Below are 23,682 nucleotides of genomic sequence, written 5' to 3' on the forward strand. Positions count from 1 at the left end.
GGATCAAGTTCTGACTTTTACAAATAAGGCTTTACGTTTTTTTCGATATGTCCCTTTTGTTTCCCCAGTTTTTGCTTCGTATTCTTGTGTTTTTCTTGGTTGTCGCCTGTTTGTCATTGCCTTTAAATCAATTTGGGGATTTTCTTTTTCTTGTGTTTTTCTTGCCCATATTGTTTTGGGCAGGTGTTACGGATAGATTTATAAGATGGGGATCGGCCTTAATAGTTTTGTTGATCTGTCTTACTCTTCAATCTGTTTTGCCTCAACATAAGATACAGGAAGGTCATAATCTGTTTATGCCAGCCCCACAGGGCCAGGTTTTTAAAGATCAATTGCCTGAAGAAATTTACAGCTGGCTGGAAGCTGATTTCCTGCGAAAGTATCCTGTAAAAGGCCATTGTCTGGGTGTGGATGTATCAAAGACGAGTAATTGTTGGAAAACACATCAAAAACCCACAGAATTATATGATGTAAATGCCGATGGGATTTGGCAAAATCCTGTTTATTCACGTGTTGTCTCTGATATTAATTTTTCAGATGTCATGAGTTTGCGTGGCGGTTTTATCAATCGCTCTTATAACTGGTATGATACACGTAGTGACGTTAAACGTGCGGATATGCCGTTTTTTGTCCTGTTTGAATTTAAGGGGAATAATCCGGCAAGTCAGATCTGTTGGCGAGGTAAAGTGGCTTGGGTTGAAGAAAAAAAGCCTGTTGTTTTTCTTCATCATCTTGAATTGGCGTGTCGTTCTCTTGAAAAGGCACAAGGCTTAAAGCTTTATGGTAATGGGATTGATTCTCTTGAAATGAGGCTGGAAACCTCATTTTTGATGCAAATACATCAGTTTGCCCCTTATGTGGGAGCTGTGCTTTTGGTCCTGCTTTTGGTCCGCGTTGAATTTAAACAGCTATTTCTTCCCTTTGGTTTTGTTTGTGCAAGCTTGTCCGTCTTAGCAGGAAAGGTAAGTCATCTCTTTACAGCATTACCTGTGTATCCAGGGGGGCTTGACGGTTTAACCCATGACAGTATGTCACGCTTGATGCTGGATGGGTTTTTGAGGGATGATTGGTCGAAGGTTTTTCAGGGTGGCGTTGACATTTTTTATTACATGCCCGGATTGCGTTATTTCCGTTTTCTAGAACATTTGATGTTTGGGGAAACGGTTTATGGCTATTTGATTATTCTCACCTTTGTCCCCCTGGTTTTATATTCTTTGCTCAGGATTTTTATTCCAAGCCTGTGGCTCTTGCCTGTGATGGGACTGTTTTTCTTCACGCCTTTTGTGCGTAGTTTTGGGCTTTCTTTCCCCCATTATATGGACAATATGGCTCTGGGTTTTCCGGGGGCTTTAGGATATGGGCTGTTTCTTTTGTCTTTATGTGTTCTTGTTAAACAGGTTTTGAAGGAGAAAGAGGTTTCGCTTGTGGCCCTGTGGCTGGGCGGATTGTTCTTAGCCTTTGCTGTCTTTATGCGCCCGAATATGGCCCCAGGGGCTGCTGTCTTGTTGTTGGGGCTTTCTGTTTTATTCCTTAGACAGGGGAATTTGAAAAATATTTTATGGTTGGGGTTTGGTTTTTCTCCCCTTCTTTTTGTGCCGTTTCATAACTGGTATTTTGGGGGCGTTTTTGTTCCCTTTACCACAGCGGCTACGGCCAGTGTGAATTTACATGCCCCACCTGCCTTGTGGATAGAGGCACTGGGTGATCTGTTATCTTTTGACATGGCAAGTGGGGCTGTGGAGAAATGTTGGGAGCAGCTTTCTTTATGGTCTAAGGGGTGGCATCCCCTTCATCTTTGGGCTTTTCTTTCTGTGGTTTTTGTCTGTTTTAATCCATTTAAAACACATTTTGCCTTACGTTTGATTTCTTATATTGCCCTTGTCCAGCATAGCGTGTTGTGGGTTTTTACGGCACATAGTCGGTATGCTTGGTTGGCGTGGCTGTTGAGTTTTGTGGTGACTGTCGCGCTGAGCCGTGCATTCTTCTGGCAAATGTTTGCGACCCGTTCTGAAATATGGAATAAGATAGCCCACCTGTTAGAGCCCACGGGTCTGTCAAACCCGCCTGTTATTGATATTGATTGTATAAAGTTGAGAAAGCTTTCCTGATGTCTGACCCGAAAATTCAAGATATTTATTGGGAAAGTGTCATCAACCTTGTGAAAAAAAATCCTCTCCAGCTTTTTCAAACAAAAAATATTATTGAAAGTGGTTCGGCCAATCTGGATTTAGCACTCCTGCCACAACAAAGTAAAACAACTTTATCGGGATTATTTAAGGGATTACGCCCTCATCAATGGTCTAAAAATATTCTCATATTCGCCGTCTTAATCATTGGGGGAGTGCCGACATTTGAGAATGTGAGCATTGCTTTTGGTATTTTTGTTTTATTTTCAATGATGGCCAGTGCCACATATATCATCAATGATCTGTTTGATTTACAAGCTGATCGGCAAAATCCCTATAAACAGTATCGGCCCCTGGCAAAAGGGGAATTCAGGATTCCTCATGCTATTGCTTTATCGCTTTTGATGTTACTATTTAGTTTAGGGTTAGCCACATATCTAGATCCAGTTTTATTCCTGTGTTTTGGGACATATTTGATCGTAACACTGGCTTATACTTTCTATGTGAAGCGGTTGATTATCGTTGATGTTATGCTTCTGGCCTTTCTCTATACATGGCGGGTTATTATTGGTGGGGTCGCACTTGATCTTCCCATGAGTTCCTGGTTTATCGCCTTTGTGGTTGTGACCTTTCTTAGTCTGGCATTTGTGAAACGTGCAGCAGGGCTCAAAGACGAGGTGGGGGAAGATACAGGTCGAGGCTATCGTCAAAAGCATTATCCGTTGGTTGTTACATTGGGCTGTGGTTTGGCAGTCATAGCAACGGTTGTATATGGGTTGTTTATTCAGTTAGACCCCAGTGTGGCTGATCGTTATCATGAATATGTCTATCTTTGGTTGTCAGCCATCGCCTTTGGTTTGTGGATCGGTTATATCTGGTTGCAGACTATTAAAGGTAAGATGCATCAGGACCCGATTGTGTTTAGTGGAACAAATATCATTAGTCTTTGGCTTAGTGGGGCCACTGTTGCCTTTCATTTTTTAAGTCGGGTATAAGGTTGAAATGACGCCACAAGAAATTTCAAAGATTAATGTTCAGGCTTATAAAAGGGCAGGTTTTTTAACGCGTTTACTATGTCGTCTGCGTCCTTATATCTGCCCGTTTGATATGTTGCTGGAACATGTTCCCCATGGGGCATCGCAATTCGATATTGGATGTGGCAACGGGGTGTTTTTGTTGTTAGCCAAGCACTATTGTCATATTCAAGATAGTGTCGGTGCTGATGTAAATGAGGCGGCCCTGGCAACGGCAGATGAGGCTGTGGAGAGTGAACGTGTCGAGTTTATCATGTCCATAAGGCCACAAGAGTGGCCAAATAAGCAGTTTGACGTGGTTTCTATGATTGATGTGATGCATCATGTACCTGCTGTGCAACAAGGTATTTTCTTAGAAAAAGCATGCGAGAAAGTCAAAAACGGCGGAAAGATTATTTATAAGGATATGGCGAAAAAACCGTTCTTTTTTGCCTTTATGAATCGTTTGCACGATTTGGTCTTGGCCCGTCAGTGGATTACATATTTTGACAAGGGCGAAGCTCGTCAAATTTTGAAAAATCAAGGGTTTGACATTACATATGAAACGGTCAGAACCTGTTATTGGTATCGTCACGAATTGATCGTTGCACAAAAAATCAAATAACTTATCTCTTGCTTAAGAAGTTTGGTGTATAACACGCTTTATTGACGAAGTTTTTCTATTGGAGACACTCCCCTATGCGCACTGCATCTGTTCAGCGACAAACGTCTGAAACTGATATTTCCGTTGAGATTAATCTGGATGGGACAGGCGAGTATGACATTAAGACCGGGATCGGTTTTCTGGATCATATGCTGGAACAGCTGTCACGTCACGGGTTGATTGATCTGAAAATCCGCTGCAACGGTGATCTCCATATTGACTGTCACCATACGGTGGAAGATGTGGCTTTGGCGCTGGGTGAGGCGTTTACGCAAGCCTTGGGCGATAAAAAAGGCATTACACGTTACGCTCATGCTTATATCCCCATGGATGAGACTTTGGTGCGTGTGGCGCTGGATTGTTCCGGGCGCCCCTATCTGGTGTGGAAAGTTCAATTCTCACAGGCACAATTGGGCGATATGGATACGGAGATGTTCCAGCATTGGTTCCAATCTTTCGCGCTGAAAGCCGGGTTGTCCCTGCATGTGGAATGTCTGGATGGGGAAAATAACCATCATATTGCGGAAGCGGCCTATAAAGGGTTGGCGCGGGCCTTGCGTCAAGCGGTGGAGATTGATCCGCGCAAATCTGATGAAATTCCCAGCACCAAAGGGTCTCTCTAAACAGCTATGCTGACGCTATATTCTAGTCAAAGTTCTGGCAATTGTTACAAGGTACGCCTGCTGCTGCATCAGCTGGGCTGTGATGTTACTATCAAGGAAATGGATGTGGTGGCTGGTGATTGCCAAACAGATGAGTTTAAGGCGATCAATCCCATGGGCCAAGTCCCTGCTCTTGTCTTGGATGAAGGCATGGTTCTGGCCCAATCCAATGCTATCTTGCTGCATTTTGCCGATGAAACCCAATATATGGCCATGGATTATTTTGATAAGTCGCTGACTTATCAATGGTTATTCTGGGAACAATATAGCCATGAAACCGCCATCGCCGTGGCGCGCTATTCCATGCATTATCTGGGCAATAGCGAAGCTGATGATCCCCGTTTGTCGGAACTGTGGGAAAAGGGATATCGCGCCCTTGATGTCATGGAAAAGCATTTGTCTGATCAGGACTTCTTTGTGGGTAACCGTTATTCCATCGTCGATATTGCCCTGTTTGCCTATACCCATGTGGCCGATGAAGGGGGCTTTGACCTATCCGGTTATCCCAAGGTTCAGGCATGGCTTGACCGGATCAAGGCACAACCGCGCTGGAAACCCATGGGTGAGATCTAAATCCCATGAAATGCTTACAGGCAGAGTTGTTGGTGGGTTGTCACAATGAACTGGGGGGAGGTATCCAGTGGAATGGGGCAGAACAGCGACTTTATTGGACGGATATTCAGAACAAACACCTTTATAGCTGTGACGAGTTTGGTCATGACCTTATGTGTTATGAGCTTGAAGAACGTCTGTGTTCTTTCGCCTTTGATCTGGACGGTAAAATCCTCGCAGCCTTTGCTAGCGGTTTATACCGTCTGGATATCCAAAGCGGACAGCGTGATTTGCTCTATGCCTATGAAACTCATCAACCCGCGACTCGCTTGAATGATGGACGTTGTGATCGACAGGGCCGGTTTATTGTCGGGGGCTATTATGAAGCCGGACCAGAAGCCATTACCCATGTTCTTTCTTTTGGAAAGGGTGAGGCAACCTCTTTATTTGACGGGGTGAAATGTGCCAATAGCATTTGTTTCTCACCCTGTGGCACCCGGATGTATTTTGCTGATACAGAGACCCGTGAGATTGCGAGCTTTACTTACGCCCCAGACTCAGGGTGTTTATCACAGAGATCCTCTTTCGCCCAACTTTCTGAAGAGGAAGGTTTGCCAGATGGGTCTTGTATTGATCGTGAAGGTGGTTTGTGGAATGCTCAATATAATGGGGCCTGTGTCCAGCGGTTTTTAGCAGATGGGACACGCGATATTATTATTAAGGTTCCAGCCCTGAATGTGACTTGTTGTTGTTTTGGCGGTAAAAATTTGGATAAGCTCTTTATCACAACGGCCCGTCAGGAAATGGATACCGGGCAGCTTGTGCGCTATCCGCAAAGTGGGGGTGCGTTTGTTGTAAAGCCGGGTATAATCGGTTTGGCAGAGAGTTTATATCAGGATCGCTTGTTTGCATGAAAATATACACCGTCCATATCCAGAAATTCGGCCTTGATCCAGAACCGGATGTTCGTTTGGTTAAAGAGGGATTTAACTGGGCGGCTTTTGTCTTCTCGCTCTTTTGGGCATTGATGAAAGGCTATTGGTGGGTTGCATTGAGTATTTTTGCCCTTTCCATGGCAATAAGTGTGTTTTTAGGTGTCTTTGGGCTTGATCTTTTTGGGCAAGCTGTGGTCAATATCAGTTTCAATATGTTATTGGGTATCTATGCTAATGATTTGGCGCGCTGGACATTAAGACGGCGGGGATATTTGGAAGAAGATGTGATCTCTGCACAATCTGTGGATCATGGATTGCAGTTGGTGGTGAGCAAGCTTCAAACTGATTAGAAAGTGGGCGAAGGACAGTATGTCTGTTGTCATTATTGATTATGGGTCGGGCAATTTACGCTCTGCCGAAAAATCCTTTGAACGTGCTGCACGCGAAGCGGGCTTAGGGCTTGATGTGCTGGTGTCTAATAAACCGGAAGATGTTGCGGCCGCTGATCATGTGGTGCTGCCCGGTGTGGGTGCCTTTGGTGATTGTGCTCAGGGCTTACGCAGCCTTGATGGCATGTTGGAAGCATTGAACGAAGCGGTTCATCAAAAAGGCAAACCCTTTATGGGCATCTGTGTGGGCATGCAGTTGATGGCTGAGCGTGGCCTGGAACATGGCAATCATGAAGGTTTGGGCTGGATCAAAGGTGATGTGGTGGCGATTGAACCTACAGATGCATCCCTGAAAATTCCGCATATGGGTTGGAACGAGCTGTCGTTTGATGAGGGGGCACACCCTGTTTTGGACGGCGTAGGCGATGCGGATGTTTATTTTGTCCATTCCTATCAGTTTAAAACGGTTGATCCTGCCCACCAATTGGCAACAGTGAAGTATGGTGGTGATGTCACTGCGATGGTGGGCCGTGATAATATGGTCGGTACCCAGTTCCACCCGGAAAAAAGTCAGGCGATTGGCCTGAAAGTCATCACTAATTTCCTGAAATGGAAACCTTAAGAGAATAGATAAAGAACGTCATCCCCAACTGGATTGGGGATCTCGAAAATCACAGGAAAAAGATCCCCGCATGCGCGAGGATGACGAAAGAGAGTAAAGCAGATGAATTTATATCCAGCCATTGACCTTAAAGACGGTAACTGCGTGCGCCTTTTGCGCGGTGATATGGATGCGTCCACCGTGTTTAATGAAAATCCCGGTGATCAGGCGGCGCAATTTGTCGCTGATGGTTGTGAGTGGGTGCATATTGTGGACCTTAATGGGGCCTTTGCCGGTGAACCAGCCAATGCTGAAGCGGTGAAATCTATCCTCAATGGCATTGATGGCAAGGCAAAAACCCAGCTGGGCGGCGGTATTCGTACTTTTGAGACCATTCAATATTGGCTGGATGCAGGTATTTCCCGTGTGATTTTAGGTACCATTGCATTGCGTGATCCGGATTTTGTGATTGAGGCGTGTAAGCGCTTCCCCGGCCAAGTGGCTGTGGGGATTGATGCCCGTGATGGCTATGTGGCGGTTGAAGGTTGGGCAGAAGTCTCTGACATGAAAGTGCTCGATCTTGCTCTGAAATTTGAAGATGCGGGTGTCTCTGCCATCATCTTTACCGATATTTCCAAAGATGGCGCGATGGAAGGCCCGAACCTGCAAGCCACTGTAGAACTGGCCGAAGCGATTTCTACACCGGTGATCTTGTCTGGGGGCGTATCATCCATGGAAGATATCACCGCGATTAAGGCCGCAGAAGTACCGGGCTTGGACGGGGCGATTTCCGGTCGTGCCATTTATGACGGCAAACTCAATGTGGCGGAAGCTATGAAAGTATTAAAAGGCTAAATGTCGTCCTCGCGCAGGCGGGGACCTCGTTCAAACGGAGAAAGATTCCCGATCCAGTCGGGGATGACGTGAGTGGAAAGATGCTGAAAGTAAGAATTATCCCCTGTCTCGATGTGGCCGATGGTCGCGTGGTCAAGGGTGTGAACTTCGTTGATTTGGTGGATGCGGGTGATCCGGTGGAACAGGCCAAGGTCTATGATGCGGCAGGCGCCGATGAGTTGACGTTTCTCGATATCACTGCAACCCACGAAAATCGCGACACCATCTATGATGTGGTGCGTCGCACGGCAGAGCAATGTTTCATGCCCCTGACCGTTGGTGGCGGTGTGCGTGAAGTGGAAGATATCCGCAAGCTCTTGCTGGCCGGGGCCGATAAAGTCTCCATCAACTCCGCAGCCGTGAAACGTCCTGAATTTGTCCGTGAAGCGTCTGAGAAATTCGGGAGCCAATGTATTGTGGTTGCTATTGATGCTAAATCTGTTGGCGAAGACAAGTTCGAAATCTTCACCCATGGTGGGCGCAAGGAAACCGGTATTGATGCGGTGGAATGGGCGAAAAAGATGGAAGAATATGGCGCAGGGGAAATCCTGCTGACCTCCATGGATCGTGATGGCACCAAGATTGGATTTAATTTGCCTTTAACGCGTGCCATTGCCGATGCGGTTAAAATCCCGGTGATTGCTTCCGGTGGTGTGGGCAATTTGGACCATATGGTCGAAGGGGTGACTGAGGGCCATGCATCGGCTGTGTTGGCCGCTTCTATTTTCCATTTTGGAACGTATACGATCCAAGAGACCAAAGAACATATGGCAAAAGCCGGTATCCCTGTGAGGCTGGATTGATGGACGCAACCGTACTTGATAAGCTGTTTGAGACCATTGCATCACGCAAAGGTGCTGACCCATCTGAATCTTATACAGCCAAGCTTTTTTCCAAAGGCCGTGGCAAAATCGCCCAGAAGGTCGGTGAAGAAGGTGTAGAATGTGTCATTGCGGCCCTGTCTGAGGGCAATGATAAGCTGACCGCAGAAAGTGCCGATCTTTTCTATCACTTACTGGTGCTGTGGGCCGAAGCCGGGGTGAAACCGGAAGAGGTTTGGGTTGAGTTGGCGCGGCGCGAAGGTATTTCCGGGATTGACGAGAAAAATTCCCGCCCGAAAGATTAAGGAGACTAAAAACATGCCTCATATGGTGATTTCTTACGCAAAGTCTGTTGAAAAACAGGTGGATATTCAGACATTGGTACAAGAAGTCTGGAATGGGGCCGAAGAAAGTGGCTTGTTTAACCCCGATGCGATCAAGGCCCGTGCTTTCCCTGTGGAGCATTATGTCACCGCCAATACGGACCAGCTCTTCATCCATGTAGATGCCAAGCTGTTTGTCGGACGCACCGATGAGCAAAAACAGGATATGATCCAACGCGTCTTCGATAAAATGGATGCGCTGGTGTCAGAAGATGTAGCTTTGTCAGTTGAAGCGATTGATATTGATAAGCCGAACTATGTGAAGCGCTAGATCGTACTGTCTCATGCTGTCCACCTTGTTCCAACCCAAAAAGCCGACAAAAAAAGAATGGCTAACGATGATTGCCATTTGTGTTGTGGGTTCTATTTTGTGTATGGGGCTAATGTATGCAAAATCAAAGGCGGAAAACCCTTTTTATGGGGATGCTAGTGATTATGTGAGAGGCGCTTTTACATTATATCATCACGGTGTCTTTTCGCAGCATATTTCAATAACAATGCCACCCGCAGGTCTTGGTCGGGAGCCAGCCTATGCTTTTGTATTGTCTTTATGGGCATATTTAGATAGCGGATTCCAGTCATTAACAATTCAATGTTTAGAGGCTATTAGTTGTTCAAAAGAGCAGTTTGTAGGTGCGCAATGGTTTAACAGATTTCTGTTTGCCTTAAGCGGTGTTTTGATGTTTATCGCAGGCTATTTGGCGTCTGGGCGTTTGTTGGGGGCTACCATTGCAGGGGGGGCGATCTGGTTTAATAAACATATGCAAAAAAATATGGATTATATTGTATCTGATCCATTAGCTTTAATGTTGAGTTCATTTCTTTTGCTATTGCTTGTTGTGATTGCGGTTAAAAAGCGAGAAAATAAACCAGTCGTTTTCTTATGGGCTCTGGCAGGTGGGGTGCTGGCAGCTTTAACCTTAACCAAAGCCGTATTTTATTATTTTGGTTTACTATTTATAGCGACTTTTGTTGTTTATTGTATTTATAAAATATTTTGTAAACAGCAGGATAGGTTTTTAACTACAGTTCGTTTTCTTTTATTTTCTGTGTGTTTTATTGTCCCAGTTTTTATGTGGATGGAACGGAATAATGATATTAGTGGGGAACGTATTATTACGCCTTCACGGGCGGGTATTGCTCTGAATACGCGGGAAGTGCTGAATCATATGACACCCGCACAATATTTCACGTCTTTCCTTTATTGGACACGAGGGTTTGGGGATAATTGGGCACGAGCTTTATTGCCAAAAGAAATTTGGACTGAATTTGAGATTGCAAATCCGGATGGTTTTTATTTAAAGGCTCAACTTGGGTATCCAAAACTTGTCAAAGAAGTCATGTTAAAAGAGGGGGTCAATAAGACGGTTGCAAGCAAGATGGTTGACCGCCGTCTGATGATGGATATTGTGAGTAATCCCATTACTCATGTATTGGTTACAATCCCAGTTTTTTATTATGGAATTTGGGTGGATCAGTTTGCTTTTCTGTCTGTGCCTTTCTTTTTCTGGTGTTTATGGTTGGCTTGGAAGAAGCGTGAGTTTGCTTTACCTCTTATCTTGGCTCCCAGTTTATTTAATATGATCTTTTACGCTTTGATTAGCTTAAATATCCCACGTTATCAAATGACAGCGGTACCAGGATTAGCACTGGCTTTAGCAATAGGTTTTTGTATTTGGGCAGAGCAGGGGCGTTTTCAAAAATTACAGATTTTTTTATTGAGAAGGCGACCAAAGGGATAGTTTTTTAAAAACAGTGAAAAACATAAGACTTGTCCAGGTTATGCTAAAAATAAGATAACTAATTGATATGCCATTGAGCTGTAGAAGACTATGTAGCCAGAAAATAGAGAGAATATAGGCCAGTACTGCGATTGTTTGATTGATAAGAAGTTTACCAGGTATACCAAGAGCCAATCCTAAAGGGCTTAATGGGGCACTTAATGTCATCACCGAAGCCCCTGCTGTGAAAATAACTAAGGCTATATAGGATTGGGTGTAATCTTCACCTATGAGCAAAAGGATAGGGTAACCGAATATGGTGAACCCCAACCAGAAAAAAAGGCTAATAATTATGCAGTACTTTAATGTTGTTCTGTTGAGTTTACGTAAATCATTGAGCTGTTTCTGAACAACTAATTTATTGATTTCAGGAAAAAAGGCTTGGGTGAACGGATCGATAATTCGCATCACGATTGATGAAAGCTGTTTGATAATTCGAAGAATACCAGCTGCTGCAGGCCCTAGTAACAAGCCAGTGAGGAGTATATCGCCATCTTTAGGAAAGAGGCGTACAAACGCATTCAGGCTTGTTTTAATGATAAAGCCAAAAAAGTTTGGGCATTTTTCCAAGACTGAATAAGACAAATATTTCTTATGCTTCGGGATAAAATGAGAAGCAGAAATTAAAAATATAATAGGGATAAAAACTTCAAATACAGCCCAAACTAATAAAAAGCCTGAAAAATGATCTTCTTTTGGTAATAAAAAGAAACAAACGACTAATGAAATAAGCCGAAGCCCACTGTTTAAGGCAATGAACCAAGCGACTTTGGAAAATTTTTGATAAAACTGTAGGATCGCGATAGGAAGGTGACTTAATGTGCCAATGGCTGTAAGAGCATAAAGTTGAGCATAGAAGACCTCTTCGGCTTTGATTTCTAGCCAATGAGGAAGGTAAGGAATGAGGAAGTAAGCTGATAAACAGGCTAGAAGACTACTGGTCAGATCTAAAAGAAAACACAGTCGAGCAAGTTTATGTTGGAAATAGTCTGCATAATCTGTTTGTTTTAGCCGTTCAGCATAATGAATGAAGGCTTTACCTGTATTAAAGGTGAAAAACTGTATCAGGACAAGAACTACCGCCTGTATTGCGGCCCATTTTCCGAATGCTTCTGCTCCTAGGGCAGATGCGATAAACATATAGCTTAGCATTGTTGCCAGTGCTGCCCCTGCTTGACCAAAAAGCATTTGGATGCCCCCTTTGGCGACAGGGTGAGATTTGCAGGTTTGAATAAACTGAGAGGCAGAAGGAAGCATTATGCAGTGATTGAGGCTGGAAGAGTGGAATTAGTTTTAAGAAGGCCCATGATCCTTTTTGCCCGATGATAAAAATCAAATTTGCGATCAATATCTTTTAAGGCATTCTTAGAAATATGACTTCTTAGCTTGTCATCAGATATTAATCGTTGCAATTCAGTAGCCCATTGATTGATGTTATTTGCGGGACAGAGCAGACAGTTTGTTTCGTGTTCCAGGATATCTTTAATGACGGGTAAATCACTGGCAATAATGGCTTTTCCATGTGCCATATATTCAAAGAGTTTTAAGGGGGACATCCAAGGGGCAATATTTCTGTCGCCACCAAAGCCATAGGTTTCTTCCTGAAACGGTGCGATACAGATATCAAATGCCTGCAGGTATTGTGAGACGGATGCATGGTTGATTGCCCCGTGGAAATGAAGGTTTCCATTTGTATGTTGGGCTCGTAATTCTTCTACTTGTGAGGGAGCACCGCCAACAAGGTGAAAATCAAATTCAGGCATCATTTTTGAAAGGGTAATAACTGTTTCATAGCCCTTTCCTTTATGGAATTGCCCAACATAACCGATATGTGTGGTATTGGCCCGACCCGGTAAAGCAACAGGTAAATTTTCTTTACTTGGAATGTTAGCCCCGCTTGGCAGAACAATAACGTTCTGTTCATTTAATTCTGTGAAATTTGAAATATAATAGTCTCTCAAGGGGGTAGAAATACAAATTAAGCCTTTAAAATTCTTGGATTCAAAAAGTTTTCTTTCCAAACTTTCATGGAATGAATTTGGTGGGGGTGTATGTACTTCGAAGGCAAAAGGAACATTAAGGTTTAAACAGCTTTGCATGCTGTAAACATCGCGGCCATAGGCATAGTCGAAATTATCTTTGCTTTTTGAGAGTGTCTTTTTAACAGCATGAGCATATTTTAAGCCACCCCAAAGTCTGACCTTCGGCCATATATGTTGCTTAATAGAGACCGGCTCACTGATGCCATAATGAATATAGGGATCGATTGGACCCTTTTCATAACCTTGACGGCAGAAAAGAGTGACATCAATATCTTGGCGGGCAAAACCGCTTGCCATACTCATGACTTGAACACTGTTTGCCATGGGAGAAGGGATGGATGACGCTGAGAAATAGGCGAGTTTTTTCTTTGTTGTGTTTGTTTTAAGTGTCGGGATATTTGGGGGAGCATCACTACAGGATGGCTTGTGCCAGGTCTGTGACCAGTTGGCTAGCATTAAGACGGCCCAAAGTTGGTATTGCCAGTTTCGTTTCGAAGACTGATGCTCATTCCAGCGTTGCATGATTGCTGTTTTATCCAGACCCATTTCTTCATAAAGGATCGGTGTTTCAATCAGGTTGTGTGCCCAATCTTTTAAGGAACCACGTAACCATGCATTCAGGGGAATGGCAAACCCAGCTTTAGGCCGTTCAATTAATTCTTTAGGGACATAGCGATAGAGAACTTCGCGTAAGATATGTTTGCCATTTGTGCCTTGCAGTTTGTACTTTTCAGGCAATTGCCAGCTAAATTCGATAACGCGATGATCAAGAATGGGAACGCGGACCTCCAGCGAGCAAGCCATAGAGGCTCGATCAACCTTTGCTAGAATATCGTCCGGCATATAGGTCGTGGTGTCCAGAAGCTGCATGCGTTCAACAAAACTAAGGCCAGAAGCGGCTGCTGTACGTGTCCATCCTGCACTTTGTGCTTCTAATGTACCCGGCGTAACTCCTTCAAGATGGGTCACAAGTGAGCGATACATTAATAAGGGGTCGTCCATTCCTAACAACGGGGCAGCCTTATGGATTTTATCACCAATCATGGAAGGCAGGAAATGGCCTGTTAGTGGGGAAAGGAGCTTATCCCATGTTTGAGGAGAGGGGTGTTGCAGGCTATTGGCAATAGCATGACGGGCAAAATCAGGAATCTTTTTCCTGAAGTTTTCAATCTGAGAGCCCCAGGTATATCGGTTGTAGCCTGCAAAAAGTTCGTCCCCACCATCGCCTGATAAAGCAACCGTGACATTTTTTTTTGTCATTTCAGAAACAAGAAAAGTCGGAATTTGGGATGAATCGCTAAAAGGTTCATCATACATAGTTGCTAAACTAGGGATGACTTCTTCTGCTTTTTTTGGGGAGACATAAAGTTCTGTATGGTCAGTTTGAAGGTGGTTGGCGACAGCTTTGGCATATTCGGCTTCGTTAAACCCTTCTACATCAAAACCGATAGAAAATGTTTTTGCTTTGCTACTTCCAGCTTGTTGCATAAGTGCAACAACAGTAGAAGAATCAACGCCGCCAGATAAGAAAGCCCCTAAAGGCACATCAGTAATCATTCTCCTTTTGACAGAATCACTAAGTAGAGCCTCGAGTTCATCTGTGGCGTCTTTTTCAGAAAGGTCAAGTTGGTTTTTCTTGCCAAAATGAGCGACTTGGGTAGCATCCCAATAGCGTTGAATATGAGGTTGTCCCTTAAGGTTACTAGATAAAATACAACCTGGTTCAAGTTTATAGATCGAGTTATAAACGGAATAAGGCGCAGGAACATATGTGTATCTGAGGTATGCAGCAATGGCTTCACGACATAGCGATGGTGTCCAATTGGGCAGGGTGTGGAAAGCTTTAAGTTCTGAAGAGAAAATAAGTTGGTTATGTTGGAGCCCCCAATAGACCGGCTTAATCCCTACCCGGTCACGTACCAAATAAAAGCGGCGTTCTTTGCGATCCCAGGCGGCAATGGCGAACATGCCGATGAGTTTTTCAACAGTGGCTTTCACCCCCCAGGCCGCAAACCCGTTAACAATCACTTCGGTATCGGAATGACCTTTGAATGTGTAGCCTTTTGCCTCTAGTTCAGGGCGTAAGTCATCTGCGTTATAGATTTCTCCATTGTAAACGATCACAAAACGGCCATCACTGGACTGCATGGGTTGATGACCCGCAGGTGACAAGTCGATAATAGCAAGACGGCGATGACCAAGCCCGACACCCACCTCGCTATCGACCCAGGTATCACCACCATCTGGGCCACGGTGATAGAGGGTGTCGGTCATTCTTTTGGTGGTTTGGGCAAGTTCTTCTGTGGGGGTTTGGGCATTTAAATCAATAAAACCGGCAATTCCACACATTTTAAGATGCCTCGCGCTCTTTCATGATTTCGGGTAATTCACCAACAAGACCCATAGCAGATTTTGTAAAGAATTTCTTGGCAAAAGGAATTTGATCCACAACCGTGAGACCAATATCACGGGCCAGTCGAAGAGGAGTGCTGTTATTGGAAAAGAGTTTCACAATCGCATCGGTGGAGGCGAGCATAAGGTGGTTATCAAAATGGCGCCAGCGATCATAGTCTTCCAATACGCGCCCCGCCCCTACATCAAGGCCAAGTTTTTTGGTTTCGATGATGAGTTCAGCAATGGCGCAGGCATCGCGTGCACCCATGTTAAAGCCTTGGCCTGCAACCGGGTGCATGCCGTGGGATGCATCGCCAACCAAAGCCAGACGGGTATCAATAGAGCGTTTGGCAAATTGTAGGGTCAAAGGATAGGACCAGCGTGGTCCTTCAACTTTAACCTCACCAAGATAATCACCAAAACGTTCAGACAGTTCGGCTTGGAAATCTTCGTCGCTTAGTTTCATCATCATAGGCGCATTGCGTGTGCTTTCTGTCCAGACAATGGAGCTACGTGTGCCTTGCATCGGTAAAATGGCAAAGGGGCCATTGGGCAGGAAATGTTCCTGGGCGACATTGAGATGAGGCTTCTCACTTTGAACAGTGCAAACAATAGCTGTTTGATCATAAGACCATTTGGTGATGTCAATATTGGCTGAACGGCGCACCCATGAACCCCGACCATCTGCCCCAATGACCAGCTTGGCTTTAATCTCTATCCCATCATTGAGTTTTGCATTAACTTCGGAAGCGGAACGTTCTAACTTTTCTACACGTTTAGGCGCAAGATAGGTCGCATGGTCCATATCTGGTACGACTTTGAGGATGGCTTTGCGCACCGTGCGATTTTCCAGCATATAGCCAAAGGGTACACCAGTGAGGTCGAGACTATCAAAATGTAAAAACAGGGGTGATGTCCCATCTGTTACACGAATATCTTCAATAATGCCGGCTTCAGGTTCCATATGGTCCCATAGGCCAAGAGAAACAAACGCATTATAAACCGATCGGGCAATGGCAGAACAGCGCCCGTCATATTCTGCCTTAAGCAAGGTTTCGGGATCGTCGGCATCCACGACAACGACATCAACACCGCCACGGGCCAAGGCACAGGCTGTCATGCCACCGACGAGGCCACCACCAATAATAAGGACGTCCGTATCGTAATGTTGTGTCATCTTTAACTTTAAAATCCATTAAAGGCTCTTGGATAGATGTGACTTTTGTAAAGCTATTTGTCTCGGGCGTAAACTGTCTTATTTACGATGCTTGTTTTAAACGTTGTGAGACGCGGTAGATGAAAAAGAGAAAGAGTGAGAAGTTCCAAAATATAATGGCCGTTCCATAGGCTATAGCAGCACCATCAATGCCATAATGGGGAATGAGGGTGTAGTTCAGCAAAATATTGATCAAAACGCTGATGCTGACCAACATGGCAACAAGAACCTGACGCATAGTCATTAAGGCTGTGACACTAAAGATACCGAAAATAGCGTTTACCAATTGTGCAAAAGCCATGACTTGGAGGCTTGTTGCTCCTGATTTAAATTGTGCTCCAAAGAAGTTTAGGCACCATTCTGGAAAAACAAGCATCACCCCTGAAATGGGAAGGGCAAACCCGGTGCCTCCAACAATGGCATAAAGGATTAATTGTCTCAGGTTGTCTTTTGATCCTGTTGCATTGAACTTTGATAACAGCGGGGCAACAACGACATTTAAAGCAACCAGACCAAAGGCTGTTAAAGTCGCTAGACGTATGGCAGCAGAAAAGATGCCAGCATTTTCAATTTCATGAATGGAACCTAGAAACAAGGTACCGATTTGGCCGTTTGCAGCTTGACAGATATTAAAGACAAGCATGGATAGGCTGATAATAAACCATTCTTTTTTGGCAAAGGCCGGCTTGGTTTCACCCTTAAGAAGGGAAGGAACTTTCTTAACAAGAATATAAAATGCATAAATTGCAGCAATTCCAAATCCGATTGTTTGTCCAACCCAGACATCGCCTGTTGTTTGCGCACCAAGAATATAAATAAAGAGAAAGGCACAGAACCAGAATGACAGGGGACGAACAAGCCCTTCCGGTGTGGCGGCCAAGACACTATGACCAGAGCCCCTTAAAAAGGCTTGCCAGGTAAGCATAAGGGCGGCAAATGGCAGAGAGATTAAAGCAATCCACAAAGTGTCTGGATCAATATTGAGCCATATATTCAGGATCAAACCGACAGCGAAACAAAGTGCAGATGTAATTACAACCGACCATGTGGCAAACCGAAATAATCCTTGATAGCAATTTGATGAACCATCTGCGAGATATTTTGCGCTGAAACGTACTGATGTATGATCCAGGCCAAAAACAGCAAGGATCAACAAGAGATAGATAAAGCTTGAGGTATAGCTATAGAGGCCATATTCCTCTGCTCCAAGATTGCGTGCGAGGAAAACCTGATAAAAAAAGATAAGTGCTGCGGACGTTAGGTTAATGATAAATGTACCGCCTGACCCTTTAATCAGTTCAATCGCGAGTTCCTTGTTGGTGAACAAGGATTTTATATACGTAAGATATCGGTACAACGATAGATCCAGACGTGTTTATCAGACATTACCAAAAATCATTTGGTTATTCAGTCTCTTATGAGGAATAATCAATTTAATGATACAATAACTCCTGCTTTCTCTGCGATCAAGTCAGGATGGTTTTATGAGTTTACGTTTAGAGGCTTACAATTGCGCCCTCAGGTCCTGAATAATGGCTTTTGTATCAAGTCCGACCAGTTTATCCAGCTTTTCCCAGTCAGCCGTGCTGATTTGAGCTTTGTCAAAACTGTTATAAAGTTCTTTTAAGATCACTTTGAGTTCGGTTTCCTTGTTGATCTCAACATTGTCGACCAAAGAGCGTTTTTCCAGGAAGTTGATCATCCAGTCCAGGCGGTCTTGATAATTATACATAATATAAGCGGCGACTTTTACGAGGAAGGCTTGGAGAATGGCCTGACTTTCTGGATGGTCATAGAAATGATAAAGGGTGAAGTCTTTATCTTCGCTGGCGCGTAGCATGTTGACGATCTGGATGCAGCGTTCATTTTCGCGCACAACGTTTTCACGTTCAAATATGGCGGTAAAGAGATCGAAGTAATAGGGCAGTTTGTCACGGGTGAGGAATTCTGTTTTGATCAGGTTCTCAAATTGATAGGTGACCAGACGCCAGAAAAAACCACGGCGTTTGGATTCAAAATAGCGCGACGTAAAGGTTGCCGGGCAGCTCATATTGCGCTGCATATGGTCTTCCTGCATCATGTCAGATGACAGAAACTGGGCGGCTTTGTCTGTAATTTCGCTACGGCTGAAACTGTCTTTCCCGGTGATCAGTAATTCATTGATGAACTGTTGCAGCAACATTTGGGAATGTTGCATACAAGGGGAATTTGCCGCTTCCTTAAATTGAACCATATCTGGTTTCACCATCTTATCCTCGCCCGCTATCAACGTTTTTTTTAACTATAGCGTAGAAATCCTATAGGTAAAATTCTCTTGAAGGATATCAGTATTTTCCCTTATGCCTTTAGGGTTGAACAGGGCTTACTTCAAAATGGAAATAGGTGTGATAAGTGCTGCTGAGCTGGATCTTTTCCCCCTTGTTACATGGGTGGGGGGCAAGCAGAATTTGTGCAGCCTGACGCCAGTGGTTATGGGGTTTCGGGGCTTGGGTAGAAAAGATTAAATCATCGCTCAGGTGAAGATCAAACCACATCAAAATGGCGTCTGCCTGACCTGTTTGGCAAATCGGAATGTCTGTTTTTTCACGAAACCCTACAGAAGGGGCCTGTGTAAAATCAAATTTTTTGATGGTAAAGGGGGCGCTTAGAATACGGTGGTCTTCGGTTTCATTCAGACCAATCTGAGCATCTTTATAAGAGAGAGGGTGGGCCAGAACATTCATGGGGCTGAGGTCAAAGCCGTTCACTTGGTCCACATGGTGGAATTTTTGCAAATGCGGACATTCAATCAACACCCCGTAAAGTGTGGCTCCTTGCGGGATAATGCGGGCATCTTCTTTGAGCAAATGGTGCCAGGCATGATTAAGGGTGGGTAGAGCCCCTTCCCCCACAATGGCGCGATCAAAGATTTCGGTCAGGAGCAGATCACATTTTTCAGGGAGGTCTTCACCAATGACGAGATCGCTGGAGCGTTTGTGAATGACGCTGATTTTATCTTCAAACCCATTAAGTTTAATGATTTGCCGCGCCTGTTCTGCCATAAATCCATTGGCTTCACAGGCATAGACATGGGCAGCCCCGGCTCGCGCGGCCATCATGGCCAGCAGGCCGGACCCTGTACCCACATCAAGAACGATATCATCGGGGCGCACCATCTTTGAAATGGCCTGGTCATAAATATCATTGCGTTCCTGATCAGCCAGCATGGGTAAATGCCATCCCGGCATACATTGCATGGCGACCTGACCGCGCAGGTAGAGGATGTCCAGATCATCACCAAATTGATTGCGGGCTTTTTCCAGAATGCTCAGGGCATCCTGTTTCATTGTCATTGTGTAATAAAGATTTGAGAGCTGCACATAAGCTTGTCGAACCGTAGCGTCCAGTGTGATGACTTTATAATAGGCTTTAATCGCCAATTCTGTTTCACACAGCTCTTCCAGAGCAGCGGCCAAAAAGTAGTTGATGCTGACGTTATTGGGGTCCAGCTCAAGGGCGGTTTCAAACGTTTGACGCGCTTTTTTATAATGTGCGCTCGAGAGTTCCTTTGCCCCTTTGGAAATCAATTTTTTAACAGTGGTTGTATGTTTGACCATAGTTTAAAAAAGTCCAAAAGCTAAAGACGGATAAGTTGATGAAGGTGATTGGGGCGGAGAATAGGCGATTCAGGTAAAATTGTCATGGATAAAAAATCTCTTGCCATATAATTATGCCCAAAAAATAGTCACAAAAACTTAATAGCCTAAAAAATAGGCATTAAATTTTGTGCAGTGCACATTCCATCGAATCGACTCAGGAAATATAACTATTTGTTTTTAAATAATAAAATAGCATTTTTTGAAACTGGCACGCTCCTTGAAATAGAAGAGGCAAGAGCAATTAAGCTTTTGTTTTGAATCTATTATTTGATTTTCTCGATTTTAGGAGAGTGTGAAATGAAAATGGTAATGGCCGTCATCAAGCCCTTTAAGCTTGACGATGTTCGCGAAGCCCTCACCAGCCTTGGTGTGCATGGCTTGACCGTTTCTGAAGTTAAAGGCTTTGGTCGCCAGAAAGGTCAGACGGAAATTTATCGTGGTGCGGAATATGTTGTGAATTTCCTGCCGAAGGTAAAAATTGAAATCGTCACAAGTGATGACATGGTGGAAAGCGTTCTTGAAACCATCCGCACAAGTGCTGAAACAGGCCGTATCGGTGACGGTAAGATCTTTGTGTATGACGTATCCAAAGCTGTACGTATCCGTACAGGTGAATCAGACGACGAAGCGCTTTAAGGAGTTTTAAGACAATGACTGCGTGGAAAAAACTTTCCAAAATCTCGCTTGTGGCCCTGCTTGGTCTGGTCGCAGCGATTGATCCGGCGCTGGCTGAAGATGCGCCCACAACTGAAGTTCAATATATTCTTAACAGTTTCCTTTTCCTGGTTTGTGGCTTCTTGGTCATGTTTATGGCAGCAGGTTTCGCTATGCTGGAATCTGGTTTGGTTCGTTCCAAAAACACAGCGACGATCTGTTTGAAAAACATCGTACTTTATGCGGTGTCAGGTTTCATGTTCTACCTCGTCGGGTACAACGTTCTTTACGGTGGCGCTGAAGGTGGCTTCATTGGTTCGTTCTCCGTTTGGGGGCCGGATGATGCAGCTGCATTAAGTGGTGACTTCTCTGGCGGTTATGCGGCATCCAGTGACTGGTTCTTCCAGATGGTATTCGTTGCAACAGCAGCCTCTGTCGTATCTGGTACGGTTGCGGAACGTATTAAGCTGTGGCCGTTCCTAGGCTTTGTTGTTGTTCTTTCCGGTTTCATCTACCCGACAATTGCCATGTGGCAGTGGGGCGGCGGCTGGTTGGCTGAAATGGGCTTTGCTGATTTCGCCGGTTCCACGCTGGTACACTCAACAGGCGGCTGGTGTGCGCTGACAGGTGCAATCATCTTGGGTGCGCGTAAGGGTAAATATGACTCAGAAGGTCGTGTAACGCCGATCCCGGGTGCGAACCTGCCGATGGCGACACTGGGTACATTCATCCTGTGGCTCGGTTGGTTCGGCTTTAACGGTGGTTCTCAGTTGGCGCTGGGTACAGCAGCTGATGCGATCGCGATTTCCAACATCTTCATCAATACAAATATGGCCGCTGTTGGTGGTACGATTGCCGCAGCTCTGCTGACGCAAGTTGTGTACAAAAAAGTTGACCTGTCCATGACGCTGAACGGTGCGATCGCTGGTCTGGTTTCCATCACAGCAGGTCCGGATACGCCGACACTGGCTTCGGCATTCCTGATCGGTGCTGTTGGTGGTGTGATCGTGGTCTTTGTTGTACCGCTGCTTGATAAATTTAAAATCGACGATGTTGTTGGTGCGATCTCCGCTCACTTGGCAGCGGGTATCTGGGGCACAATGATTGTTCCGGCCACAAATGCTGATACGTCATTTGTCACTCAAGCCATTGGTGTGGTTTCCATCGGCGCCTTCGTTATCGTAACGTCTGCGATTGTATGGTTCGTGCTGAAGGCAACAGTTGGCATCCGTTGCTCCGAAGAAGATGAGGAGCTTGGTTTGGACCGTGCTGAATTGGGGATGGAAGCCTATCCTGAGTTCGGACGTGGTTCCCAAACTGTGTAATTGATCTTTCGATTACATCATCTCTACCTTCCCAAAGGTCGACCCCGGTACTCTTTTGAGTGCCGGGGTTTTCTTTTTGAATCCATTGGTCAAAGAATAACCATGCACAAAAAATAATCAAATATATGCCTATATGATTAGCATTTGAGCAAAATATATCATGACTACTTTTTGTGCACCTTTCGCCCCGACTCCGCAGGTTTCTGCCTATAGCCGGGTTTGCCTAATTAATTGGCATGTTTTTTGATTATAGGGTGCCAATGTTTAATTTCTGGGCAGTTCCAGTTTTGGGATGGGGCGGCTCACTCGTCATCTTAAAGGTAGAGAGATATGGAAACCGTAAAAATTGGGGCAGATGTCTTTTTCGTGCTGATGGGGGCTATTATGGTCCTTGCCATGCACGCAGGCTTTGCATTTTTGGAAGTTGGGACTGTTCGTCGGAAGAACCAGGTCAATGCCTTGGTTAAGATCATTGTGGATTTTGCCGTTTCGACCATTGCTTACTTCTTTGTTGGTTATATGGTGGCTTATGGGGTGAGTTTTCTTGCGCCTGCCAGCACAATTTCCGGTGCAACGGGTGACTTATTTGCCAAAAGCGGTTTCGATCTGGTGAAATTCTTCTTCCTACTCACCTTTGCAGCTGCGATCCCTGCGATTATTTCTGGGGGTATTGCGGAACGGGCGAAATTTTATCCACAATTGCTGGCGACAGCTATTTTGACAGGGCTGGTCTACCCCTTCTTTGAAGGTATTGTCTGGAATGGCAACTTCGGTTTGCAAGGCTGGATTGAAGAGGCTTTCGGTGCAGGTTTCCACGATTTTGCCGGTTCCATTGTTGTGCACGGTGTGGGCGGCTGGCTGGCCCTTGGCGCTGTTGTCATGCTGGGTGCACGCAAAGGCCGTTATAAAAAAGATGGATCTGTCGTTGGTATCCCGCCAAGCAACATCCCGTTTCTCGCACTGGGGTCCTGGATCCTTTGTGTCGGCTGGTTCGGCTTTAACGTGATGTCTGCGCAATCTGTTGAAGGTGTGACAGGCTTGGTTGCAGTCAACTCCTTAATGGCGATGGTCGGCGGTATTTTGACAGCGGTTGTTGTTGGCAAGAACGATCCGGGCTTCATCCACAACGGCGCGTTGGCTGGTCTGGTTGCCGTTTGTGCTGGCTCTGATGTGATGCATCCGGTCGGTGCTTTGGTCACAGGCGGTCTTGCTGGTGCTCTGTTCGTCTGGGGCTTTGAGAAGTGCCAAAATATATGGAAAATTGATGACGTACTCGGTGTATGGCCCCTGCATGGCATGTGCGGTCTACTCGGCGGCTTGGCTTGCGGTATCTTCGGTATGGAGGCCCTTGGCGGTATGGGCGGTGTCAGCTTTATGGCCCAGCTGGTTGGTTCCTTGATCGGTGTGGCTTTTGCAACGGTTTCTGGCTTTATTGTTTATGGTGTGCTTGCCAAATCTGTTGGTATTCGCTTGGATGAAGAAGAAGAATTCCGTGGTGCAGATTTGTCCATCCATCATATTGGGGCTTACCCGGAAGAGGACCTGACGCAGGGTCGTTAAGCTTTACAAATTTAGAAGAAACCGTTAGTCCT

At 45.1% G+C, this 23,682-nt stretch carries 22 protein-coding genes; 16 read left to right on the forward strand and 6 right to left on the reverse strand.

What is annotated here, in order from left to right:
• The first annotated feature begins 296 nt into the window (after window positions 1–296).
• From E4K71_RS16380 to E4K71_RS16440, 13 genes are all read left to right on the forward strand, one after another.
• Window positions 297–2,108, forward strand: coding sequence for a hypothetical protein (locus E4K71_RS16380; protein WP_135081391.1), 1,812 nt, complete (start codon window positions 297–299; stop codon window positions 2,106–2,108).
• Window positions 2,108–3,121: a UbiA family prenyltransferase gene (locus E4K71_RS16385; RefSeq protein ID WP_135081393.1), complete on the forward strand. Its 1,014-nt coding sequence runs from the start codon at window positions 2,108–2,110 to the stop codon at window positions 3,119–3,121. The genes E4K71_RS16380 and E4K71_RS16385 overlap by 1 nt, the downstream gene beginning before the upstream one ends.
• 7 nt (window positions 3,122–3,128) lie before the next feature.
• Window positions 3,129–3,764: a class I SAM-dependent methyltransferase gene (locus E4K71_RS16390; protein WP_135081395.1), complete on the forward strand. Its 636-nt coding sequence runs from the start codon at window positions 3,129–3,131 to the stop codon at window positions 3,762–3,764.
• Between the two features lie 74 nt (window positions 3,765–3,838).
• Window positions 3,839–4,426, forward strand: a complete 588-nt coding sequence (hisB, locus tag E4K71_RS16395) for an imidazoleglycerol-phosphate dehydratase HisB (protein ID WP_135081397.1) — start codon at window positions 3,839–3,841, stop codon at window positions 4,424–4,426.
• A 6-nt stretch (window positions 4,427–4,432) separates the two neighbouring features.
• Window positions 4,433–5,038, forward strand: a complete 606-nt coding sequence (locus E4K71_RS16400; protein ID WP_135081399.1) for a glutathione S-transferase family protein — start codon at window positions 4,433–4,435, stop codon at window positions 5,036–5,038.
• Between the two features lie 5 nt (window positions 5,039–5,043).
• The gene (locus tag E4K71_RS16405) at window positions 5,044–5,931 is read left to right on the forward strand and encodes an SMP-30/gluconolactonase/LRE family protein (RefSeq protein WP_135081401.1); all 888 of its coding nucleotides are present in this window, start codon (window positions 5,044–5,046) and stop codon (window positions 5,929–5,931) included.
• Complete coding sequence (locus E4K71_RS16410; protein ID WP_135081403.1) at window positions 5,928–6,302, forward strand: DUF2628 domain-containing protein; 375 nt, start codon at window positions 5,928–5,930, stop codon at window positions 6,300–6,302. The genes E4K71_RS16405 and E4K71_RS16410 overlap by 4 nt, the downstream gene beginning before the upstream one ends.
• Before the next feature lie 19 nt (window positions 6,303–6,321).
• Window positions 6,322–6,963, forward strand: coding sequence for an imidazole glycerol phosphate synthase subunit HisH (gene hisH / locus E4K71_RS16415; protein ID WP_135081405.1), 642 nt, complete (start codon window positions 6,322–6,324; stop codon window positions 6,961–6,963).
• A 102-nt stretch (window positions 6,964–7,065) separates the two neighbouring features.
• Complete coding sequence (hisA, locus tag E4K71_RS16420) at window positions 7,066–7,797, forward strand: 1-(5-phosphoribosyl)-5-[(5-phosphoribosylamino)methylideneamino]imidazole-4-carboxamide isomerase (RefSeq protein ID WP_135081407.1); 732 nt, start codon at window positions 7,066–7,068, stop codon at window positions 7,795–7,797.
• Between the two features lie 80 nt (window positions 7,798–7,877).
• Complete coding sequence (gene hisF / locus E4K71_RS16425; protein ID WP_135081410.1) at window positions 7,878–8,639, forward strand: imidazole glycerol phosphate synthase subunit HisF; 762 nt, start codon at window positions 7,878–7,880, stop codon at window positions 8,637–8,639.
• Window positions 8,639–8,962, forward strand: coding sequence for a phosphoribosyl-ATP diphosphatase (locus tag E4K71_RS16430; RefSeq protein WP_135081412.1), 324 nt, complete (start codon window positions 8,639–8,641; stop codon window positions 8,960–8,962). The genes hisF and E4K71_RS16430 overlap by 1 nt, the downstream gene beginning before the upstream one ends.
• Before the next feature lie 13 nt (window positions 8,963–8,975).
• Window positions 8,976–9,311 carry a 5-carboxymethyl-2-hydroxymuconate Delta-isomerase gene (locus tag E4K71_RS16435; protein WP_135081414.1) on the forward strand — a complete coding sequence of 112 codons (336 nt, stop codon included), beginning with the start codon at window positions 8,976–8,978 and terminating at the stop codon, window positions 9,309–9,311.
• Between the two features lie 13 nt (window positions 9,312–9,324).
• A complete protein-coding gene (locus tag E4K71_RS16440; RefSeq protein WP_135081416.1) occupies window positions 9,325–10,782 on the forward strand; it encodes a hypothetical protein in 1,458 nt (485 codons plus the stop codon).
• Here the strand turns inward: E4K71_RS16440 and E4K71_RS16445 are convergent.
• From E4K71_RS16445 to E4K71_RS16470, 6 genes are all read right to left on the reverse strand, one after another.
• Complete coding sequence (locus tag E4K71_RS16445) at window positions 10,756–12,009, reverse strand: lipopolysaccharide biosynthesis protein (protein ID WP_135081418.1); 1,254 nt, start codon at window positions 12,007–12,009, stop codon at window positions 10,756–10,758. The two genes, E4K71_RS16440 and E4K71_RS16445, sit on opposite strands and share 27 nt — an antisense overlap.
• Window positions 12,010–12,077: 68 nt before the next feature.
• Window positions 12,078–15,212: an asparagine synthase (glutamine-hydrolyzing) gene (gene asnB, locus E4K71_RS16450; protein WP_135081421.1), complete on the reverse strand. Its 3,135-nt coding sequence runs from the start codon at window positions 15,210–15,212 to the stop codon at window positions 12,078–12,080.
• 1 nt (window position 15,213) lies between these two features.
• The gene (locus E4K71_RS16455) at window positions 15,214–16,434 is read right to left on the reverse strand and encodes a UbiH/UbiF/VisC/COQ6 family ubiquinone biosynthesis hydroxylase (RefSeq protein ID WP_135081423.1); all 1,221 of its coding nucleotides are present in this window, start codon (window positions 16,432–16,434) and stop codon (window positions 15,214–15,216) included.
• A gap of 82 nt (window positions 16,435–16,516) precedes the next feature.
• Window positions 16,517–17,830, reverse strand: coding sequence for a flippase (locus tag E4K71_RS16460; RefSeq protein ID WP_167730647.1), 1,314 nt, complete (start codon window positions 17,828–17,830; stop codon window positions 16,517–16,519).
• A gap of 147 nt (window positions 17,831–17,977) precedes the next feature.
• Complete coding sequence (locus tag E4K71_RS16465) at window positions 17,978–18,721, reverse strand: hypothetical protein (RefSeq protein WP_135081427.1); 744 nt, start codon at window positions 18,719–18,721, stop codon at window positions 17,978–17,980.
• 97 nt (window positions 18,722–18,818) lie between these two features.
• A complete protein-coding gene (locus E4K71_RS16470; RefSeq protein WP_135081429.1) occupies window positions 18,819–20,069 on the reverse strand; it encodes a 50S ribosomal protein L11 methyltransferase in 1,251 nt (416 codons plus the stop codon).
• A 339-nt stretch (window positions 20,070–20,408) separates the two neighbouring features.
• Between E4K71_RS16470 and E4K71_RS16475 the strand changes: the two genes are divergently transcribed.
• The 3 genes from E4K71_RS16475 to E4K71_RS16485 all read left to right on the forward strand — a co-directional run bounded on the left by E4K71_RS16475 (window position 20,409) and on the right by E4K71_RS16485 (window position 23,650).
• A complete protein-coding gene (locus E4K71_RS16475; protein ID WP_135081431.1) occupies window positions 20,409–20,747 on the forward strand; it encodes a P-II family nitrogen regulator in 339 nt (112 codons plus the stop codon).
• A gap of 14 nt (window positions 20,748–20,761) precedes the next feature.
• Window positions 20,762–22,090 carry an ammonium transporter gene (locus tag E4K71_RS16480; protein WP_135081433.1) on the forward strand — a complete coding sequence of 443 codons (1,329 nt, stop codon included), beginning with the start codon at window positions 20,762–20,764 and terminating at the stop codon, window positions 22,088–22,090.
• A gap of 330 nt (window positions 22,091–22,420) precedes the next feature.
• Complete coding sequence (locus tag E4K71_RS16485) at window positions 22,421–23,650, forward strand: ammonium transporter (RefSeq protein ID WP_135081436.1); 1,230 nt, start codon at window positions 22,421–22,423, stop codon at window positions 23,648–23,650.
• Window positions 23,651–23,682 lie beyond the last annotated feature (32 nt).

It is taken from the genome of Terasakiella sp. SH-1 (assembly GCF_004564135.1).
In the GTDB taxonomy this organism is placed as follows: Bacteria; Pseudomonadota; Alphaproteobacteria; order Rhodospirillales; family Terasakiellaceae; genus Terasakiella.

Bases quoted from the DNA above. Each gene is read 5' to 3' on its own strand.
- E4K71_RS16380 (WP_135081391.1), top strand. From the start codon at position 297: ATGCCAGCCCCACAGGGCCAGGTTTTTAAAGATCAATTGCCTGAAGAA.
- E4K71_RS16385 (WP_135081393.1), top strand. From the start codon at position 2,108: ATGTCTGACCCGAAAATTCAAGATATTTATTGGGAAAGTGTCATCAAC.
- E4K71_RS16390 (WP_135081395.1), top strand. From the start codon at position 3,129: ATGACGCCACAAGAAATTTCAAAGATTAATGTTCAGGCTTATAAAAGG.
- hisB (WP_135081397.1), top strand. From the start codon at position 3,839: ATGCGCACTGCATCTGTTCAGCGACAAACGTCTGAAACTGATATTTCC.
- E4K71_RS16400 (WP_135081399.1), top strand. From the start codon at position 4,433: ATGCTGACGCTATATTCTAGTCAAAGTTCTGGCAATTGTTACAAGGTA.
- E4K71_RS16405 (WP_135081401.1), top strand. From the start codon at position 5,044: ATGAAATGCTTACAGGCAGAGTTGTTGGTGGGTTGTCACAATGAACTG.
- E4K71_RS16410 (WP_135081403.1), top strand. From the start codon at position 5,928: ATGAAAATATACACCGTCCATATCCAGAAATTCGGCCTTGATCCAGAA.
- hisH (WP_135081405.1), top strand. From the start codon at position 6,322: ATGTCTGTTGTCATTATTGATTATGGGTCGGGCAATTTACGCTCTGCC.
- hisA (WP_135081407.1), top strand. From the start codon at position 7,066: ATGAATTTATATCCAGCCATTGACCTTAAAGACGGTAACTGCGTGCGC.
- hisF (WP_135081410.1), top strand. From the start codon at position 7,878: ATGCTGAAAGTAAGAATTATCCCCTGTCTCGATGTGGCCGATGGTCGC.
- E4K71_RS16430 (WP_135081412.1), top strand. From the start codon at position 8,639: ATGGACGCAACCGTACTTGATAAGCTGTTTGAGACCATTGCATCACGC.
- E4K71_RS16435 (WP_135081414.1), top strand. From the start codon at position 8,976: ATGCCTCATATGGTGATTTCTTACGCAAAGTCTGTTGAAAAACAGGTG.
- E4K71_RS16440 (WP_135081416.1), top strand. From the start codon at position 9,325: ATGCTGTCCACCTTGTTCCAACCCAAAAAGCCGACAAAAAAAGAATGG.
- E4K71_RS16445 (WP_135081418.1), bottom strand. From the start codon at position 12,009: ATGCTTTTTGGTCAAGCAGGGGCAGCACTGGCAACAATGCTAAGCTAT.
- asnB (WP_135081421.1), bottom strand. From the start codon at position 15,212: ATGTGTGGAATTGCCGGTTTTATTGATTTAAATGCCCAAACCCCCACA.
- E4K71_RS16455 (WP_135081423.1), bottom strand. From the start codon at position 16,434: ATGACACAACATTACGATACGGACGTCCTTATTATTGGTGGTGGCCTC.
- E4K71_RS16465 (WP_135081427.1), bottom strand. From the start codon at position 18,721: ATGGTGAAACCAGATATGGTTCAATTTAAGGAAGCGGCAAATTCCCCT.
- E4K71_RS16470 (WP_135081429.1), bottom strand. From the start codon at position 20,069: ATGGTCAAACATACAACCACTGTTAAAAAATTGATTTCCAAAGGGGCA.
- E4K71_RS16475 (WP_135081431.1), top strand. From the start codon at position 20,409: ATGAAAATGGTAATGGCCGTCATCAAGCCCTTTAAGCTTGACGATGTT.
- E4K71_RS16480 (WP_135081433.1), top strand. From the start codon at position 20,762: ATGACTGCGTGGAAAAAACTTTCCAAAATCTCGCTTGTGGCCCTGCTT.
- E4K71_RS16485 (WP_135081436.1), top strand. From the start codon at position 22,421: ATGGAAACCGTAAAAATTGGGGCAGATGTCTTTTTCGTGCTGATGGGG.